Annotated in this window: 13 protein-coding genes; 7 read left to right on the plus strand and 6 right to left on the minus strand. The window is 39.0% G+C overall.

The window, feature by feature from the left end; all coding sequences use genetic code 11:
* Positions 1-45 precede the first annotated feature (45 nt).
* The 6 genes from coaE to nadC form a co-directional block, all read right to left on the minus strand.
* Positions 46-693, minus strand: a complete 648-nt coding sequence (gene coaE, locus DO88_RS12045; protein WP_033038648.1) for a dephospho-CoA kinase — start codon at positions 691-693, stop codon at positions 46-48.
* 1 nt (position 694) lies between these two features.
* Positions 695-1,579 (minus strand): prepilin peptidase, encoded by an 885-nt coding sequence (locus DO88_RS12040; RefSeq protein ID WP_033038650.1) that lies wholly within the window; start codon positions 1,577-1,579, stop codon positions 695-697.
* A gap of 15 nt (positions 1,580-1,594) precedes the next feature.
* Positions 1,595-2,824 (minus strand): type II secretion system F family protein, encoded by a 1,230-nt coding sequence (locus DO88_RS12035; protein ID WP_007376053.1) that lies wholly within the window; start codon positions 2,822-2,824, stop codon positions 1,595-1,597.
* 93 nt (positions 2,825-2,917) lie between these two features.
* Positions 2,918-4,261, minus strand: coding sequence for an O-antigen ligase family protein (locus DO88_RS12030; RefSeq protein ID WP_033038651.1), 1,344 nt, complete (start codon positions 4,259-4,261; stop codon positions 2,918-2,920).
* A gap of 62 nt (positions 4,262-4,323) precedes the next feature.
* A complete protein-coding gene (locus DO88_RS12025) occupies positions 4,324-4,743 on the minus strand; it encodes a pilin (protein ID WP_007376055.1) in 420 nt (139 codons plus the stop codon).
* 460 nt (positions 4,744-5,203) lie between these two features.
* A complete protein-coding gene (nadC, locus tag DO88_RS12020) occupies positions 5,204-6,049 on the minus strand; it encodes a carboxylating nicotinate-nucleotide diphosphorylase (protein ID WP_033038653.1) in 846 nt (281 codons plus the stop codon).
* Positions 6,050-6,824: 775 nt separating this feature from the next.
* Here nadC and ampD point away from each other — a divergent pair.
* The 7 genes from ampD to DO88_RS11985 all read left to right on the plus strand — a co-directional run bounded on the left by ampD (position 6,825) and on the right by DO88_RS11985 (position 16,484).
* Complete coding sequence (gene ampD / locus DO88_RS12015; protein WP_033038655.1) at positions 6,825-7,379, plus strand: 1,6-anhydro-N-acetylmuramyl-L-alanine amidase AmpD; 555 nt, start codon at positions 6,825-6,827, stop codon at positions 7,377-7,379.
* A 13-nt stretch (positions 7,380-7,392) separates the two neighbouring features.
* Positions 7,393-8,244, plus strand: a complete 852-nt coding sequence (ampE, locus tag DO88_RS12010) for a beta-lactamase regulator AmpE (protein WP_007378722.1) — start codon at positions 7,393-7,395, stop codon at positions 8,242-8,244.
* A gap of 352 nt (positions 8,245-8,596) precedes the next feature.
* Positions 8,597-9,346 carry a pyruvate dehydrogenase complex transcriptional repressor PdhR gene (pdhR, locus tag DO88_RS12005; RefSeq protein ID WP_002957764.1) on the plus strand — a complete coding sequence of 250 codons (750 nt, stop codon included), beginning with the start codon at positions 8,597-8,599 and terminating at the stop codon, positions 9,344-9,346.
* A gap of 88 nt (positions 9,347-9,434) precedes the next feature.
* The gene (gene aceE, locus DO88_RS12000) at positions 9,435-12,101 is read left to right on the plus strand and encodes a pyruvate dehydrogenase (acetyl-transferring), homodimeric type (RefSeq protein ID WP_033038657.1); all 2,667 of its coding nucleotides are present in this window, start codon (positions 9,435-9,437) and stop codon (positions 12,099-12,101) included.
* Positions 12,102-12,111: 10 nt separating this feature from the next.
* Complete coding sequence (aceF, locus tag DO88_RS11995; protein WP_033038659.1) at positions 12,112-14,031, plus strand: pyruvate dehydrogenase complex dihydrolipoyllysine-residue acetyltransferase; 1,920 nt, start codon at positions 12,112-12,114, stop codon at positions 14,029-14,031.
* Between the two features lie 205 nt (positions 14,032-14,236).
* A complete protein-coding gene (gene lpdA, locus DO88_RS11990; protein WP_002957761.1) occupies positions 14,237-15,661 on the plus strand; it encodes a dihydrolipoyl dehydrogenase in 1,425 nt (474 codons plus the stop codon).
* Between the two features lie 136 nt (positions 15,662-15,797).
* Positions 15,798-16,484 (plus strand): tRNA-uridine aminocarboxypropyltransferase, encoded by a 687-nt coding sequence (locus DO88_RS11985; RefSeq protein ID WP_033038661.1) that lies wholly within the window; start codon positions 15,798-15,800, stop codon positions 16,482-16,484.
* The last annotated feature ends 1 nt before the right edge of the window (position 16,485 follow it).

The following is a 16,485-nucleotide window of genomic DNA, read 5'->3' on the forward strand; positions in this document are numbered from 1 at the left end:
AAAGTAACAGCTTAAGATAGATTTATTATCCAGAGTTCGGGTTATCTAACTCGCATTTTTTAATGCTAATTGCATATAACGAGTATGTAGAGACCGAAGTGATAATTTGACTAACGCTAAATCCCTATCATTATTTAAAATATCATCTGCTTTTTTACGTTTATTTTCACGAGACATTTGTGTTGCAATAATACTATTTACTTGTTCAAGGCTCACATTATCACGCTTAAGTGTGCGCTCGACTTGGACATTTTTAGGCACGTCAATGAGTAGGGTTCGGTTACAGTACTTATCGAGACCATTTTCAAATAATAACGGGGCAACTAAAACCACGTAAGCACTATTAGCGGCATTTAAATCAGCGACTATTTTTTTGCGAATAAGAGGATGCAGCAAGTTATTTAGCCACTGTTTATCTGCATCGTTAGTAAAAATGCGCTCTCGTAAGGCACTTCTGTTTAGCGTGCCATCGCTAAGTAATAACGTATTGCCAAAGTGCGTTATTATTGCATTTAAACCGCAGCTCTTGGGCTCAACTACTTGGCGAGCAATAATATCCGCATCAACAATGGTTATATCAAGTTTCTCAAACATGTCACTAACTGCTGTTTTTCCGCAGCCAATACCACCTGTTAAACCCAAAACCCAATTGTTTTTTTTATTGCTAGAGAGTTTAATTGTTTGCTCACTCATTTTAATAACCAATCAAATTAAAATAAATGTTTTGTAATTCAGTGCCCCATAGCATAGTGATCCAGCCTGCAATGGCAAGGTAAGGACCAAATGGAATCGGGGTCGCTTTGTCTTTTCCTTGAATACTGAGTAATACAATGCCAATAACAGCGCCAACAATGCTTGAAAGTAATATAATGCTAAGTAGTGATTTCCAACCAAGTAATGCACCAAATACAGCGAGTAATTTAAAGTCGCCATAGCCCATACCTTCTTTACCCGTTAGTAACTTAAATAGCCAAAATACACTCCATAGGCTCAAATAACCAAAAACAGCCCCCATAATTGCATCGCTCGGCGCTACGGTATAGCCCATTATTGACGCTATTAAAGCAAGCCATACTAGTGGTAATGTAAGTTGATCGGGTAATAGCATATGGTCTATATCAATAAAGGTTAGTGCAACTAATGCCCAAGTAATCAATATATACAGTAAAGCTTGTTCACTTGCGCCCATAGTATAAGCAATAAATAAGCTTAATATTGCTGTAATGGCCTCGACTACAGGATAGCGTATTGATATAGGATTATTACAACTTGCACATTTTCCTTTTAAAAATAACCAGCTAATAACAGGAATATTTTGCCAAGGTTTAATAGCCGTTTTGCACTTTGGGCAGGTTGAGTTTGGCTTTACTAAATTAAATTGCTCGTTATTTATTGCTTTACTATTTTTAAGCTCGTCTTCTAACAGTATTCTGCACTCACTTTGCCATTCTTTTTGCATCATAAGTGGTAGGCGATAAATCACTACATTTAAAAAGCTGCCCACACATAAACTAACCAAGCCAACGGTGGTGAGATAAAACCACAGCTCATTTTGCATTACTTCTACAATACTTTGCATATAAAAACCAAATAATTAAATAACAGAACCGAGTTGGAAAATAGGGAGGTACATAGCAACAATTAAACCACCAACAAGTACACCTAATACAGCCATAATTAATGGCTCTAGTAAGCTCGATAAGCCATCTACAGCATCGTCTACTTCTTGCTCATAAATAGTCGCGACCTTAGCTAACATACCATCGAGCGAGCCAGATTCTTCACCGATAGCAACCATTTGGATTACCATGTCAGGGAAGATTTTTGAGTTTCTCATTGCCCAGTTCATTTGGTTACCTGAGCTGACCTCTGCTTTAATATCTAAAATAGCATAACGGTACACTGCATTGCCCGAAGCACCTGCTGCTGAATCAAGTGCATCAACTAATGGAACACCGGCAGCAAATGTGGTCGAAAGTGTTCGCGCGTAACGTGCCACAGCTGCTTTGTTTAAAATCATGCCAATAACAGGGAGCTTAAGTATGGCTCTGTCGGTTGCATCCCTGAGCTTTAGGCTTCTTAATTTAGCCTCTTTAAAAGTCCAGCCAAAAGCCACTATCGCAATCAGAATCATCCACCAATAAGCCTGCATAAAGTCAGAAATACCAATTACGAATAATGTAAATGGAGGAAGTTCAGCCCCAAACCCTGCAAAAATATCCTGAAATTGTGGTACTACAAATATTAATAATATCGAGGTTACAATGCCGGCAATAACTAATACCGAAATGGGGTAAAACATTGCTTTTTTTATTTTTGATTTAAGCGCTTCTGATTTTTCTTTATAAATAGCTATGCGATCAAATATTTTATCAAGTGCTCCTGACTGCTCGCCAGATTCAACTAAATCACAATATAAGTCATCAAAATAACGTGGATATTTTCTAAGTGATAATGACAAAGGCTGACCAGCTTTTACATCATCGCCTACAGCTGAGATAAGCTTGGTAACGCTTTTATTTGTTGAGCCAGAAGCTATCATCTCAATAGATTGAATTAAGGGTACGCCAGCCATTAGCATAGTGGCAATTTGGCGAGTAACCAAGGCGATATCTTTAGGTGTTATTTTTTGAACACTCTGAATACCAAATAAAGGTTTCGGCTTACGTTTAACTTTTGAGGGGGTAATACCCTGCTTGCGAAGCTGTGCTTTTACTAGCGCGATACTATTTCCGGCGAGTTCACCTTCAAGGCGTTTTCCTCGAGCACTAACACCGACCCACTGAAATATGTCGAGTCCCTTGTCTTCTTGTTTTTTTGCCATAAAAATATCCAGCTTGATCTTTTAATGAAATCGACTTTTATAAGAGAAGCATAACGTAAACAAATGATCCTTGATAGAAAAGTTATTCACGATTTATTCCCGCTGACCGACAGACCAGAATCGAGGCCCATAAATATAGCCACTATCAGGGTCTATGTTGTTATACACGCTAATTGCCTGTTGCAAATAAAAGTACCAACCGAATATGAATAAAATAGTAATAATAGCTTTTCCCCATTTACTTATGTAAATAAGTGGGCCATTTCTTTTATTGATTCTTCCAAGTAACAATCCCCACATTATGAATAATAATGTTTGCGAAACAGGCATTACATGAACACCAGAAAATAGTGAATAAATAACGCCAATAGCAAATGAGTAAAATAGGCTTTCAGTAATGACGTCTTTTTTATGGCTTCTTAAATGTGTTACAGCTTTCTTAAAGGTTGTAAAAACAGCAGTTAAAATACATATAAGGGCGATTAGTCCCCACTCATTTAAAATTTCAATTAATGAATTGTGTGGGTGGCTAAAAGGGGCAGAGTTTCCAAGTGACATTTCAAATATTCCAGGACCATTTCCTATAAATAAATGCTTTATAGATAAGCTTGAAAGAGTATTTAACCATAGATCAACACGACCTGATGTGGATGTGCGTAATATTTCGGCTCCACCTTTATTTAATGAATCCAGAGCATAAAAAGTAATACAACTTAATATCAAACAGACTAATGCAATAAACACTTGTTTTCTTAATGTTGTTTTTAAAGCAAGAGCAAAAATTGAGAAAGCTAAAAAAGAGAGTAAAGCGCCACGAGCTTGGCCAATAAATATTAACAGTAAGTTTAAAAACAAAATAGTAAATACAATACGCTGAATATTTTTAAATTTTAGAAGTATCACTAAGAAAGGAAGAATGAACACTTGTACTTGGTTAAAAAAGCGAATGTTAATAAAGCCAGAGTAGATGATGTATGGATTTAAAGGTTGTTGCTCAGAAAGTGTAAAAATTATATTGAGTAGGCATACTAAAATTAAGCTTGTGTGAGCGATTACTAACACATAGATAATGAACAAAATAGATTTTTTATTATTAATTGAACTTAGACTTTGCAGAGTTATAAAAAGCAAGCTTATGTGGAGTGTATAAAATAAACTGAAGCTAGTTTCTTTATTTATAAACGACGACAAACAGCCACTAACGATAAAAATAAGAGGTAAGACTTTGATTCTTCGATTTGATGACGAAACAATAGAAACACCTTTATTTCGTATTAAAATGAGAACTGATAATAGACTTATAGCAAACAAAAAAAATATTTGAATGATTCTTTGGTGATTATGATAGTCGTAGGAGGTTATTGGTATTAAAGGAGTCAAAGTGAATAGAAAAAATAAACTAATAACTAATATTTTTATTATATTCACTTGGTTCATAAATTTTTATTCTTACACACTAAAAAGCGCCCGTTGAGGCGCTTTTAAAAATCAATAAATGATTAAGATTGTGGACAGCTTTTTGGTGCTAAATCTTTATTCGCTGCAGTAATACCAGTAGTTGCACATGTCCAAGTACCAGTAGATGTTCTTGTCCAAGTGATTTTAGCCGCGTTACCAATTTGTGTGGGTGCATTTATTACCGCACATTCAATTGTTGTCCCTGTAACTGTTATGTCGCAGTTTGCTGTTTTTGCTTGTAAACCCGCTTCGGCGATAGTGGGGGTAGTGCCTGAATTTGCCGCAACTTCAAAACCTGTTCTTCCAGCAGATATCTCTGCTAAGCCAGCTGTTAATTTAGATGAAGCTTGATAGTTTGAGTAAGCAGGCAATGCAATTGCAGCAAGAATACCGATGATTGCTACTACAATCATTAATTCAATTAGGGTGAAACCCTGTTGTTTTTGAGTCATTGTTTTCATGTTTCCTCTCCTAAAGGATAGATTTTTGTAGGTTAAATCATATAAGCGGCAAAATTGCCTAACTTAATTTAGCTGATTTAGTTTACAGTTTTACTTAAAAAAACTTTATTTCACGTTAACTTTTGAGTGTTGATCACAAAAGCTATAAATTCATTGTGTGCTACTACGTTGTATCAATCAAATTATACGTTAGCAATGAATACTAGACACTTGATAAAATAATTTAGTGTATTTAGTTTTTAAACTAAATTGCCAAGTAACTATTTTGGCTGAACTTATAAAATAAGTTGATACAACAGTGCGAGTCTAGCACTGTTTATTGTTATTTAGCATACGTATTTAATGTTAAAGGTACTTTATTTAACAAAATATTAAAGAGTAGTCCTTTTTTACTATTAAATGCTCAATTATTTAAAATGTCAATGAATTAGCTATGCTTAAACCTTTTTTAGCGTGTTTTTTATTCAAAACGCATTGATAAATCGATTGATTGTAAATTTTTTGTAAGTGCACCACTTGATATAAAATCAACACCAGCTTGAGAATAGGCTTTGAGTGTTTCTAACGTCATATTACCAGAGACCTCAAGTTTGGCGCGTTTATGCGTTAATGTAACTGCCTGCTTAATTTGCTCAATGCTAAAGTTATCAAGCATTATAATATCAGCGCCAGCGTGAATAGCTTGATTTAGCTCATGAAGTGATTCAACTTCGACTTCAACTGATTTATTAGGATGGTTCAGTTTTGCTTGAGCCACTGCTTTATCAATTGTGCCACAGGCTGCTATATGGTTTTCTTTAATTAAGAACGCATCAAATAAGCCAATACGATGATTTGCACCACCGCCACATTTTACTGCGTATTTTTGTAATGCGCGAAGCCCTGGTATGGTTTTTCGAGTGTCGAGTAGTTGTGTAGTGGTACCGCTTAACTCTTTTACATAATGCGCTGTAGTAGTCGCTGTTCCTGATAAGGTTTGCACAAAGTTAAGTGCAGTACGCTCGGCAGTTAATATTGAACGTGCTGAACCAGAGGCTGTAAATAATGTGCTGTTTGCTTCAATTACGTCGCCATCATTTACGAGTACGGCTACTTTTACAGTCGGGTCTACTTGTTTAAATACTTCAAGGATGATGTCTTTTCCGCAAAAAACGGAGTCTTCGCGCGTTATTACTTTGGCATTTGCTTGCTCGTTTAGTGGGATCAGTTGTGCGGTAATATCGCCATCTTGCGCGGTTTGGTAATTTAAATCTTCGTCGAGTGCAAGAGTAACAAGTTGACTAATTAAGGTGTGCGAAACAGACATAGCAAAGCTCATAAGCGTTAATAAATTAAACAAATTTTACTATGTTTGTAGATGAAAGAGAAGCGATTGGCTTTGTTCCGATATAAAGATAAGCGCGCAAAGTAAATTTGCACCTACGGTTTGGTGTATGTTGTAGGTGAGGTTTTACACCTCGCTTTTAATTTAAAAAGTTACGTTACATGAGCGCGAAATAAATTCGCACCTACGTGTGGGTTTAAATTATTTGTAGGTGAGGTTTCACACCTCGCTTTTTAAACACCCAAGCCAAGTTATAAGCGCGCAAAGTAAATTCGCACCTACGGTTTGGTGTATGTTGTAGGTGAGGTTTTACACCTTGCTTTTTAAAAACCCAAGCTACGTTTCATGAGCGGACGTAAATTCGCACCTACGGTTTGGTGTATGTTGTAGATGAGGTTTTATACCTCGCTTTTTAAAAAACCAAGCTACGCTACATGAGCTGACGTAAATTCGCACCTACGTGTGGGTTTAAATTATTTGTAGGTGAGGTTTCACACCTCGCTTTTTAAACACCCAAGCCAAGTTACATGAGCGGACGTAAATTCGCATCTACGGTTTGGTGTATGTTGTAGGTGAGGTTTTACACCTCGCTTTTAAAAAACCCAAGCTACGTTAAATAAGCGGGCGTAAATTCGCACCTACGGTTTGGTGTATGTTGTAGGTGAGGTTTTACACCTCGCTTGTTACTATCATTGTTTTAATAAATCCTTTAGCATCAGCGATATGTATATCTTGATATTTATATAGCAAACGTATCATGAAAATAGATTTAAGTGGTGTTTTAAGTACGGTAGTGCAGCGGCCTTGTTCGCATTTTGATGAGCGCCCTGATGAGGCTGATATTTCTTTATTGGTGATTCACAATATATCATTGCCAGCAGGGCAGTTTGGTACACCTTTCGTTGATGAGTTATTTATGGGTAGCATTAACTGTAATGCTCATCCGAGTTTTAGTGACTTAAAGAATTTACGTGTATCTGCCCATTGCTTTATTAAGCGCACCGGGAATGTTTTACAATACGTGTCATTTAATAAGCGCGCATGGCACGCCGGCTTATCTGAATTTGAAGGGCATGCGGCGTGTAACAATTTTAGCATTGGTATTGAGCTTGAAGGAACTGACGCCACTCCTTATACTTTAATGCAATATAATGCGTTAGCTGTTTTGAGCAAATCAATAATGCAGCGCTATCCAAAAATAACGCCTTCACGTATTGTGGGGCACTGCGATATTGCTCCAGGGCGAAAAACCGACCCAGGTAGTAGCTTTAATTGGCAATTGTTTTTAAATATGCTTGAGCAATCAAGCTAAGAGAGTAACTACAATGATTTTGGTTTCTATAATAATTGCACTAATACTTGAGCGTCTAGGTGCTCGGTCTAATTATTGGCAAATAAGTTATTACGCAAATGGTTATTTAAATCGCTCTAATAAATTACTTGGTGATAAGGGCTTATTTAGCTCAACACCGGGATTTTTAGTTTGGCTTGCACTCCCTGTTATAGCTATAGCACTAGTTTATTGCTTGTCAGATTTTGTATTGTGGCAGTTGGGTATTAATATCGCGGTGCTTTTAGTGTGCTTTGGTTGTGCTAAGCAGCGTGCTTTATACAAATCGTATTTAAATGCATTAACGCGCGACGATGGTACTGCAGCATCTTTATATGCACTGCAAATAGGTCAAAAGCGTACCGATGATCAAGATGGTGGCGAGACTTTTGGGCAAACATTGGCGTGGGTAAACTTTAGATTTTATTGTGCGGTTATTTTTTGGTTTGTTGTTTTAGGCGCGCCAGGTGCGGTTTTATATGCATTAGTACGTACTTTAGCTGATTTAGTACGAGAAGATCATAAGGTAATATTTGCTAAGCGTTTTAAGCTTATACATAAACTATTGTTTTGGCTCGACTGGTTACCTGCACGTATTACCAGCTTTGGTTATTTAGTAATAGGTAACTTTAATAAAGGCACGAGCTGTTGGCTACGTTACGTACTTAACTTTAAATCTCCAAACCGAGAAGTCGTAACATGTACTGCACTGGCTGCAGAGCAAGTTGAAAAGCGTTATTACGGCTGTACCTACGAAGCCACTTGTATGATTAAGCTTGTTAAGCGCAATGTATTATTTTACTTAGTACTTATAGCACTACTTACATTATTTGGTGGGCTGTCTTAAGTTAATACCTTTTTAATAAAGCACCTTATGCAATGTAAGGTGCTTTAATCTCTTCCTGCAATTTTTAAACACAATAAAATAGAGCTAATATTCTAATTTCATCTGGTCAGACCAATTGTTTTCATCCTATTAACGTTATAACAATTTTTGTAAATTGCGCATTGTTTAATCTTCGTTCAAAATGCGTTACGCTACTGCCAACGTATAAATACACTGTAAATTGACAGCTATTAGGCTTTTTGATACCGTATTGAAAATTTTTGGTATGACCAATTTACCTTTTGGGTAAATCATACGACTTAAAGCCCCGTTTTGTGGGCTCTTGGTATTTATACAACGCGGACGTTGATTCATGTCTTTAAAGATTAAAGCAGCAAAATTATCTGATGTTATTTTACAGCAACTTGAGAACATGATTCTTGAAGGCTCGTTAGCACCAGGTGAAAAGTTGCCACCAGAGCGTGAACTAGCAAAGCAATTTGAAGTGTCTCGCCCGTCACTGCGAGAGGCAATTCAAAAGTTAGAAGCGAAAGGTTTAGTTACGCGTCGCCAAGGTGGCGGCACGTTTGTAAAAAATCAGCTCGAAGAAGGGCTTACTGATCCACTTTTTGATTTGATTAGTAAACACCCTGAGTCGCAGTTTGATTTACTTGAATTTCGTCATGCATTAGAAGGGATTGCTGCTTACTACGCAGCACTGCGCGGGACCAGCAACGATTTTAGCAAAGTAAAGCAAAGCTTTGATGAAATTGCCTTAGTTAATGATGATTTACAGCAAAAAGCAAAAGCAATTAATGCATTTCACTTTAGTGTGGCTGAAGCTTCGCATAATGTCGTGTTATTGCATTTAGTTAGAGGTATGAAAGCGCTGCTTGAGCAAAATGTACTGCAAAATTTAACTGTTCTATTAAAAAAGTCAGATATTAGCAGTCAATTAGCCCAACACAGGCGTTTATTAATGGATGCCGTTATTGACGGTAATCCAGAACAAGCCCGTTTAGCAAGTAATGCGCACTTAGCATTTATAGAAGAAGCATTGCTTGAAGCAGGCAAAGAACATTCGCGAATTGAACGTAGTTTAAGACGCACTAAACAAAATTAAGTTAGTACATAATTACTTTGAACACACATTAAGTAGCTGTGATATTAAATTAACAATATTCGTATTTTAAACATAAGGAAACCTCCATATGTCTGAAGTCAATAAAATTGACGTAGACGCGCTAGAAACACAAGAGTGGTTACAAGCTCTTGAATCAGTTGTGCGCGAAGAAGGTGTTGAACGAGCTCAGTTTTTACTTGAGCAAGTATTAGAGCAAGCCCGTTTAGACGGCGTTGATATGCCAACGGGTATTACCACGAACTACGTTAATACTATTCCTGTAGATCAAGAACCTGCTTACCCGGGTGATGTAAATCTTGAGCGTCGTATTCGTTCAATTATCCGTTGGAACGCGATTATGATCGTTCTACGTGCATCTAAAAAAGATCTCGACTTAGGCGGCCATATGGCGTCTTACCAATCATCTGCTGCATTTTATGAAGTGTGTTTTAACCACTTCTTTAAAGCACCAAATGATGTAGACGGTGGTGACTTAGTTTATTACCAAGGTCATATTTCTCCAGGTATTTACGCACGTGCATTTGTTGAAGGGCGTTTATCGGCGGCACAACTAGATAACTTCCGCCAAGAAGTTGATGGCGAAGGCTTACCATCGTACCCACACCCTAAGTTAATGCCTGAGTTTTGGCAGTTCCCTACGGTATCAATGGGCTTAGGTCCTATTTCATCAATTTACCAAGCACGCTTCTTAAAATACTTAGATGGTCGTGGCTTAAAAGACACTAAAAATCAGCGTGTATACGCGTTTTTAGGTGACGGTGAAATGGATGAGCCAGAGTCACGCGGTGCTATTTCTTTTGCTGCACGTGAAAAACTAGATAACCTTTGTTATTTAGTTAACTGTAACTTACAGCGCTTAGACGGCCCAGTTATGGGTAACGGTAAAATTATTCAAGAGCTAGAGGGCTTGTTTAAAGGCGCTGGCTGGAACGTAATTAAACTAGTGTGGGGCAGCGGTTGGGATATTCTTCTAGCTAAAGACACAACGGGTAAATTACTACAGTTAATGAACGAGACTGTGGATGGTGATTACCAAACATATAAAGCGAAAGATGGCGCGTACGTACGTGAAAACTTCTTTGGTCGCTACCCTGAAACAGCTGCACTTGTTGCGGATATGACAGATGACGAAATTTTCGCGCTTAAGCGTGGTGGTCATGAGTCATCAAAATTATTTGCTGCATTTAAAAAAGCAGAAGACACTAAAGGCCGTCCAACTGTAATTCTTGCTAAAACTGTAAAAGGTTACGGCATGGGTGAAGCAGCTGAAGGTAAAAACATTGCGCACCAAGTGAAAAAAATGGACATGTCGCATGTTGCACATTTACGTTCACGCCTTGGCCTTGACGACTTAGTATCTGAAGATCAATTAAAAGAATTACCATACCTAGAGCTTGAAGAAGGTTCACCTGAGTACAAGTACTTACATGCGCGTCGTGATGAGCTTAAAGGTTACACACCTAAGCGTATTCCACGTTTTAGTGAAAAACTAGCATTGCCAGAAGTAGACGCATTCAAGCCGCTACTTGAAGAGCAAAAACGTGATATCTCTACCACTATGGGCTTTGTTCGTGCACTTAATATCTTATTAAAAGATAAGGGCATTGGTAAAAACATCGTACCAATTATTGCCGATGAAGCGCGTACATTTGGTATGGAAGGTTTATTCCGTCAAATTGGTATTTACAACCCGCATGGTCAAAACTACACGCCGCAGGATCGCGATATTGTTTCTTACTATAAAGAAGCGACTTCAGGTCAAGTACTGCAAGAAGGCATTAATGAGTTAGGTGCTATGTCGTCATGGGTTGCTGCTGCAACTTCATACAGCACTAACGATTTGCCAATGATCCCATTCTACATTTACTACTCTATGTTTGGTTTCCAACGCGTTGGTGACATGGCATGGATGGCGGGCGATCAACAAGCACGTGGTTTCTTATTAGGTGCTACGGCGGGTCGTACAACGCTAAATGGTGAAGGCTTGCAACACGAAGATGGTCACAGTCATATTCTTGCTAATACGGTTCCTAACTGTATTTCTTATGACCCAACTTACGCGTTTGAAGTAGCTGTTATTGTACAAGACGGTATTCGTCGTATGTACGGTGATGATCAAGAAAATATTTACTACTACCTAACGCTTATGAACGAAAACTACCATCAGCCAGCTATGCCAGAAGGCGCTGAAGAAGGTATTCGTAAAGGTATTTATAAGCTTGAAAGTTACGCAGGTAAAAAAGCCAACGTACAGCTATTAAGCTCAGGTACTATTATGACTGAAGTACGTAAAGCCGCTACGATTCTAAGCGAAGAGTATGGCATTGCGTCTGACGTGTTCTCAGTAACGTCTTTCAACGAATTAACGCGTGAAGGTCAAGATGTTGAACGTTTCAACATGCTTAACCCTGAAAGCGAGCAAAAAACAGCATATATCACAAGCGTATTAAACGACTCTGTGACTGTTGCAGCAACGGATTACATGAAAAACTACGCTGAACAAGCGCGTTCATTTATTCCAAGCAGCAACTACAAAGTGCTAGGTACAGATGGTTACGGTCGTTCTGATAGCCGTGAAAACCTACGTCGTCACTTTGAAGTTAACGCGGGCTACGTTGTTGTTGCTACGTTATCTGAACTTGCTAAACGCGGTGAAGTTGAGAAGTCAGTAGTTGTTGAAGCACTTAAAAAGTTCAACATCGACACTAACAAACTTAACCCACTGTACGCATAAGAGGTTTGCAATGAGTATTGAAATTAAAGTACCTGATATTGGTGACGACGAAGTAGAAGTAACCGAAATATTAGTAAGCGTTGGCGACAAAGTAGATGTGGACCAATCACTATTAAATGTTGAAGGCGACAAAGCATCAATGGAAATACCTGCTTCGCAAGCGGGTACAGTGAAAGAGATTAAAGTAAACGTTGGCGACACCGTTACAACGGGCTCTTTAGTGTTTTTGTTTGAAGGCGAGAGTGAAGGCACTGGCTCGACTAATGCATCAGCCGCTGCTCCAGCTAAATCTGAAGAGGCAGCACCTGCTGCTTCTACAGGTTCTTCGACTAAAGAAGTAACCGTACCAGATATTGGCGATGACGAAGTTGAAGTAACTGAAATCATGGTTGCTGTTGGCGACACCGTTAAAGAAGAGCAATCTATCTTAAACGTTGAAGGCGACAAGGCTGCAATGGAAGTGCCAGCACCATTTGCTGGAACGGTTAAAGAAATTAAAGTAGCCGCTGGCGATACAGTTAAAACAGGCTCGTTAGTGTTTGTTTTTGAAGTAGCAGGAAGTGAATCTGCAGCACCGGCTAAAGAGTCGGCTCCTGTAGAAGCGCCAGCAGCTAGCTCAACAGCAAACGCAGCACCAAGTACTAAAGAAGTTAATGTACCTGATATTGGTGGCGATGAAGTTGAAGTAACTGAAATTATGGTTGCAGTTGGCGATACGGTTTCAGAAGATCAATCAATCTTAAACGTTGAAGGCGACAAAGCTGCAATGGAAGTACCAGCTCCATTTGCAGGTACAGTTAAAGAAATTAAAGTAGCCGCTGGCGATAAAGTATCGACTGGCTCATTAATTTTTGTATTTGAAGTTGCAGGCAGCGCGCCAGTAGCAGCACCTGCACCAGCTGAAAAATCAGCACCTGCAGCGGCGGCTAAAACTGAGTCGGCTCCCGCTCAAGCAGCACCTGCAAAAGCAAGTAATGAAAGCTTCACAGAAAACAGCGCGTATGCTCATGCATCACCTGTTGTTCGCCGTTTAGCGCGTGAGTTTGGTATTAACCTAGCTAACGTTAAAGGCACTGGTCGTAAAAACCGTGTGGTTAAAGAAGACGTGCAGAACTATGTTAAAACACTGGTTAAGCAAGTTGAATCTGGTCAATTATCAGCAGGTAGTAATGCTGGTGGCAGCGAGCTTGGTCTAATTCCATGGCCTAAAGTAGATTTTGCTAAGTTTGGTGAAATTGAAGAGAAAAAACTATCTCGCATTCAAAAGCTATCAGGCAAAAACTTACACCGTAACTGGGTACAAATCCCACACGTTACACAGTTTGACGAAGCTGATATCACAAGTCTTGAAGTATTCCGTAAAGAGCAAAATGCACTTAGCGAGAAGAAAAAGCTTGGCGTTAAAATCACACCACTTGTGTTTGTGATGAAAGCAGCGGCTAAAGCACTTGCAGACTTCCCAACATTTAACTCTTCACTGTCTAGCGACGGCGAAAGTTTAATTCTTAAGAAGTACATTAACATTGGTGTTGCTGTTGATACGCCAAATGGTTTAGTAGTGCCAGTGTTTAAAGATGTTGATAAAAAAGGCATTATTGAATTATCACGTGAACTAATGGAAGTATCTGTTAAAGCACGTGACGGTAAGCTTACATCGTCTGATATGCAAGGCGGCTGTTTTACTATCTCTAGCCTTGGCGGTATCGGCGGTACGGCATTTACGCCGATTGTTAATGCGCCAGAAGTTGCTATTTTAGGTGTATCTAAATCTGAAATGAAACCTAAATGGAATGGCAAAGAGTTTGAACCAAAACTAATGGTTCCGCTGTCTATGTCATACGACCATAGGGTTATTGACGGAGCATTAGCTGCACGCTTTACTGTGACTCTTGCAAGTTACATGAGCGATATTCGCCAGTTGGTGATGTAACCAGTTTAGTAAAATTGGTATACGCAATAAAATAAATAGAATCAAATCCCAGCCAGTTGTTTTTAGCTGGGATTTTTACCATTTGCAATGATACAATCTTTGTACGAATTGCATCACTTTGTGCGCTGCTCACTCTTTCTGCCTTGCAGAAACATGGCAGTTAAATTTTAGGGCAGTGTCCCGTTCAAACAATTAAGGTAAAAGCATGAGCAACGAATTAAAAACTCAAGTTGTTGTACTAGGCGGTGGTCCTGGTGGTTATTCTGCGGCTTTCCGTGCTGCTGACTTGGGCTTAGAAGTTACATTAGTAGAATCTCGCGAAACATTAGGTGGCGTATGTCTTAATGTTGGTTGTATTCCTTCTAAAGCACTTTTACACGTAGCTAAAGTGATTGATGACGCAGCAGAAATGTCATCTCACGGTGTTACTTTTGGCGCACCAAAAATCGATCTTGACCAAGTTCGTACTTGGAAAGATTCTGTAGTTGGCCAGTTAACTGGTGGACTAGAAGGCATGGCCAAAATGCGTAAAGTGAAAGTTGTATCTGGATACGGCAAATTCACTGGCAGCAATACTTTAGTAGTTGAAGGCGCAGACGGCGCTACAACTATCACGTTTGATAACGCGATTATTGCAGCAGGTTCTAAACCAGTTAACTTACCTTTCATCCCAGAAGATGACCGTGTAATTGATTCAACTGGTGCATTAGAACTTAAAGACGTACCAGAAAAACTACTTGTACTTGGTGGTGGTATTATCGGTCTTGAAATGGGTACGGTTTACCGTGCGCTAGGTTCTGCAATTGATGTTGTAGAATTTGCTGATCAATTAGTACCAGCCGCTGATAAAGACATTATCAAAATTTACCAAAAATATGTAAGCAAAAAATTCAACGTAATGCTTTCAACTAAAGTTGTTGGTGTTGAAGCTAAAGAAGACGGCTTATACGTAACGTTTGAAGGTAAAAACGCACCAGCAGAACCAGTACGTTACGACAAAGTACTTGTTGCAGTTGGCCGTACTCCAAACGGTAACTTACTTGATGCTGAAAAAGCGGGCGTAAACGTTGATGAGCGTGGCTTTATTAATGTTGATAAGCAATTACGTACTAACGTAAGCCACATTTTTGCAATTGGTGACTTAGTTGGCCAGCCTATGCTTGCACATAAAGCGGTTCATGAAGGTCATGTTGCTGCAGAAGTTATTTCTGGTCAGAAGCATTTCTTCGACCCTAAATGTATTCCTTCAATTGCGTACACAGACCCAGAAATCGCTTGGGTAGGTGTTACTGAGAAAGAAGCAAAAGAGCAAGGCTTAAAAGTTGAAACTGCGGTATTCCCGTGGGCAGCATCTGGTCGTGCAATTGCATCTGCTCGTACTGAAGGTTCTACTAAACTTATCTTTGATAAAGAAAGTGGCCGTATAATCGGTGGTGCTATGATCGGTATTAACGCGGGCGAAATGCTTGGCGAAATCGGTTTAGGTATTGAAATGGGTGCTGATGGTGAAGACTTAGCGCTCACAATTCATGCTCACCCAACATTGAACGAATCAATCGGCCTTGCAGCTGAAATTTTTGAAGGTTCAATCACTGATTTACCAAACAAAAAAGCAGCTAAAAAGAAGTAATTTAACTTTTTAGTATTTGCTTGAAAAACCCAACTTCGGTTGGGTTTTTTTATGTCTATTTTTAACTTCGATAAATATAAGATTAAATAACAAGAAGTCGTTACAATGCGCGCTTAATTAATTGAAGGTAAATACAGTGAAAAACTCAGTTCTAGCATTACGCGCTCAACAAATAAGTGAATCTCGTCGAGAGTTTAATGCTCGAGGCGGTAAATTAGATCGTTGTGAACAATGCCTGATTGCTAAGCACTACTGTATTTGTAAAGGTGTTGAGCATGCAGATTGTAAGGCCGCTGTATGCTTACTGATGTATCATAATGAAAGCTTTAAACCTTCTAATACAGGGCGTTTAATTGCTGAAATAGTGCCAGATAACCACGCATTTAGATGGGATAGAACAGATCCTAACCCCGCTCTTTTAGCTTTAATAAATGATTCGCAGTATCAGCCTATGGTCGTCTTTCCCGCAGAAGATGTAGAAGAGGGCAGAGCCATTACAGAAGTGAGTATTGAATCAGGTAAAAAGCCGCTATTTATATTCTTAGATGGTACGTGGCGCGAAGCTAAGAAAATGATTCGTAAAAGCCCTTATTTAGATAACTTGCCTGTACTTTCTGTTACTGCTGATAAACTATCTGATTACCGATTACGTGTAGCCCCTCATGCGCATCAACTAGGCACTGCTGAAGTGGCTATTATGGTGTTAGCCCTTGCGGGCGAAATGGATGCATCAACAAAGCTTGAGCAACATTTTATAAAGTTTCGCGATGCGTATTTATTAGGTAAACGTAATAAAGGCAGGCCTGAGTCTGATCAGAGCTAAC

Source organism: Pseudoalteromonas sp. S3431, from assembly GCF_000690035.1.
Lineage (GTDB): Bacteria > Pseudomonadota > Gammaproteobacteria > Enterobacterales > Alteromonadaceae > Pseudoalteromonas > Pseudoalteromonas fuliginea.

What these genes read in the sequence shown, in the direction of transcription:
- nadC (WP_033038653.1), bottom strand. Translation starts at nt 6,049, where the DNA reads ATGTCTGTTTCGCACACCTTAATTAGTCAACTTGTTACTCTTGCACTC.
- pdhR (WP_002957764.1), top strand. Translation starts at nt 8,597, where the DNA reads ATGTCTTTAAAGATTAAAGCAGCAAAATTATCTGATGTTATTTTACAG.
- DO88_RS12030 (WP_033038651.1), bottom strand. Translation starts at nt 4,261, where the DNA reads ATGAACCAAGTGAATATAATAAAAATATTAGTTATTAGTTTATTTTTT.
- aceE (WP_033038657.1), top strand. Translation starts at nt 9,435, where the DNA reads ATGTCTGAAGTCAATAAAATTGACGTAGACGCGCTAGAAACACAAGAG.
- ampD (WP_033038655.1), top strand. Translation starts at nt 6,825, where the DNA reads ATGAAAATAGATTTAAGTGGTGTTTTAAGTACGGTAGTGCAGCGGCCT.
- coaE (WP_033038648.1), bottom strand. Translation starts at nt 693, where the DNA reads ATGAGTGAGCAAACAATTAAACTCTCTAGCAATAAAAAAAACAATTGG.
- ampE (WP_007378722.1), top strand. Translation starts at nt 7,393, where the DNA reads ATGATTTTGGTTTCTATAATAATTGCACTAATACTTGAGCGTCTAGGT.
- DO88_RS12025 (WP_007376055.1), bottom strand. Translation starts at nt 4,743, where the DNA reads ATGAAAACAATGACTCAAAAACAACAGGGTTTCACCCTAATTGAATTA.
- DO88_RS12040 (WP_033038650.1), bottom strand. Translation starts at nt 1,579, where the DNA reads ATGCAAAGTATTGTAGAAGTAATGCAAAATGAGCTGTGGTTTTATCTC.
- DO88_RS12035 (WP_007376053.1), bottom strand. Translation starts at nt 2,824, where the DNA reads ATGGCAAAAAAACAAGAAGACAAGGGACTCGACATATTTCAGTGGGTC.
- aceF (WP_033038659.1), top strand. Translation starts at nt 12,112, where the DNA reads ATGAGTATTGAAATTAAAGTACCTGATATTGGTGACGACGAAGTAGAA.
- lpdA (WP_002957761.1), top strand. Translation starts at nt 14,237, where the DNA reads ATGAGCAACGAATTAAAAACTCAAGTTGTTGTACTAGGCGGTGGTCCT.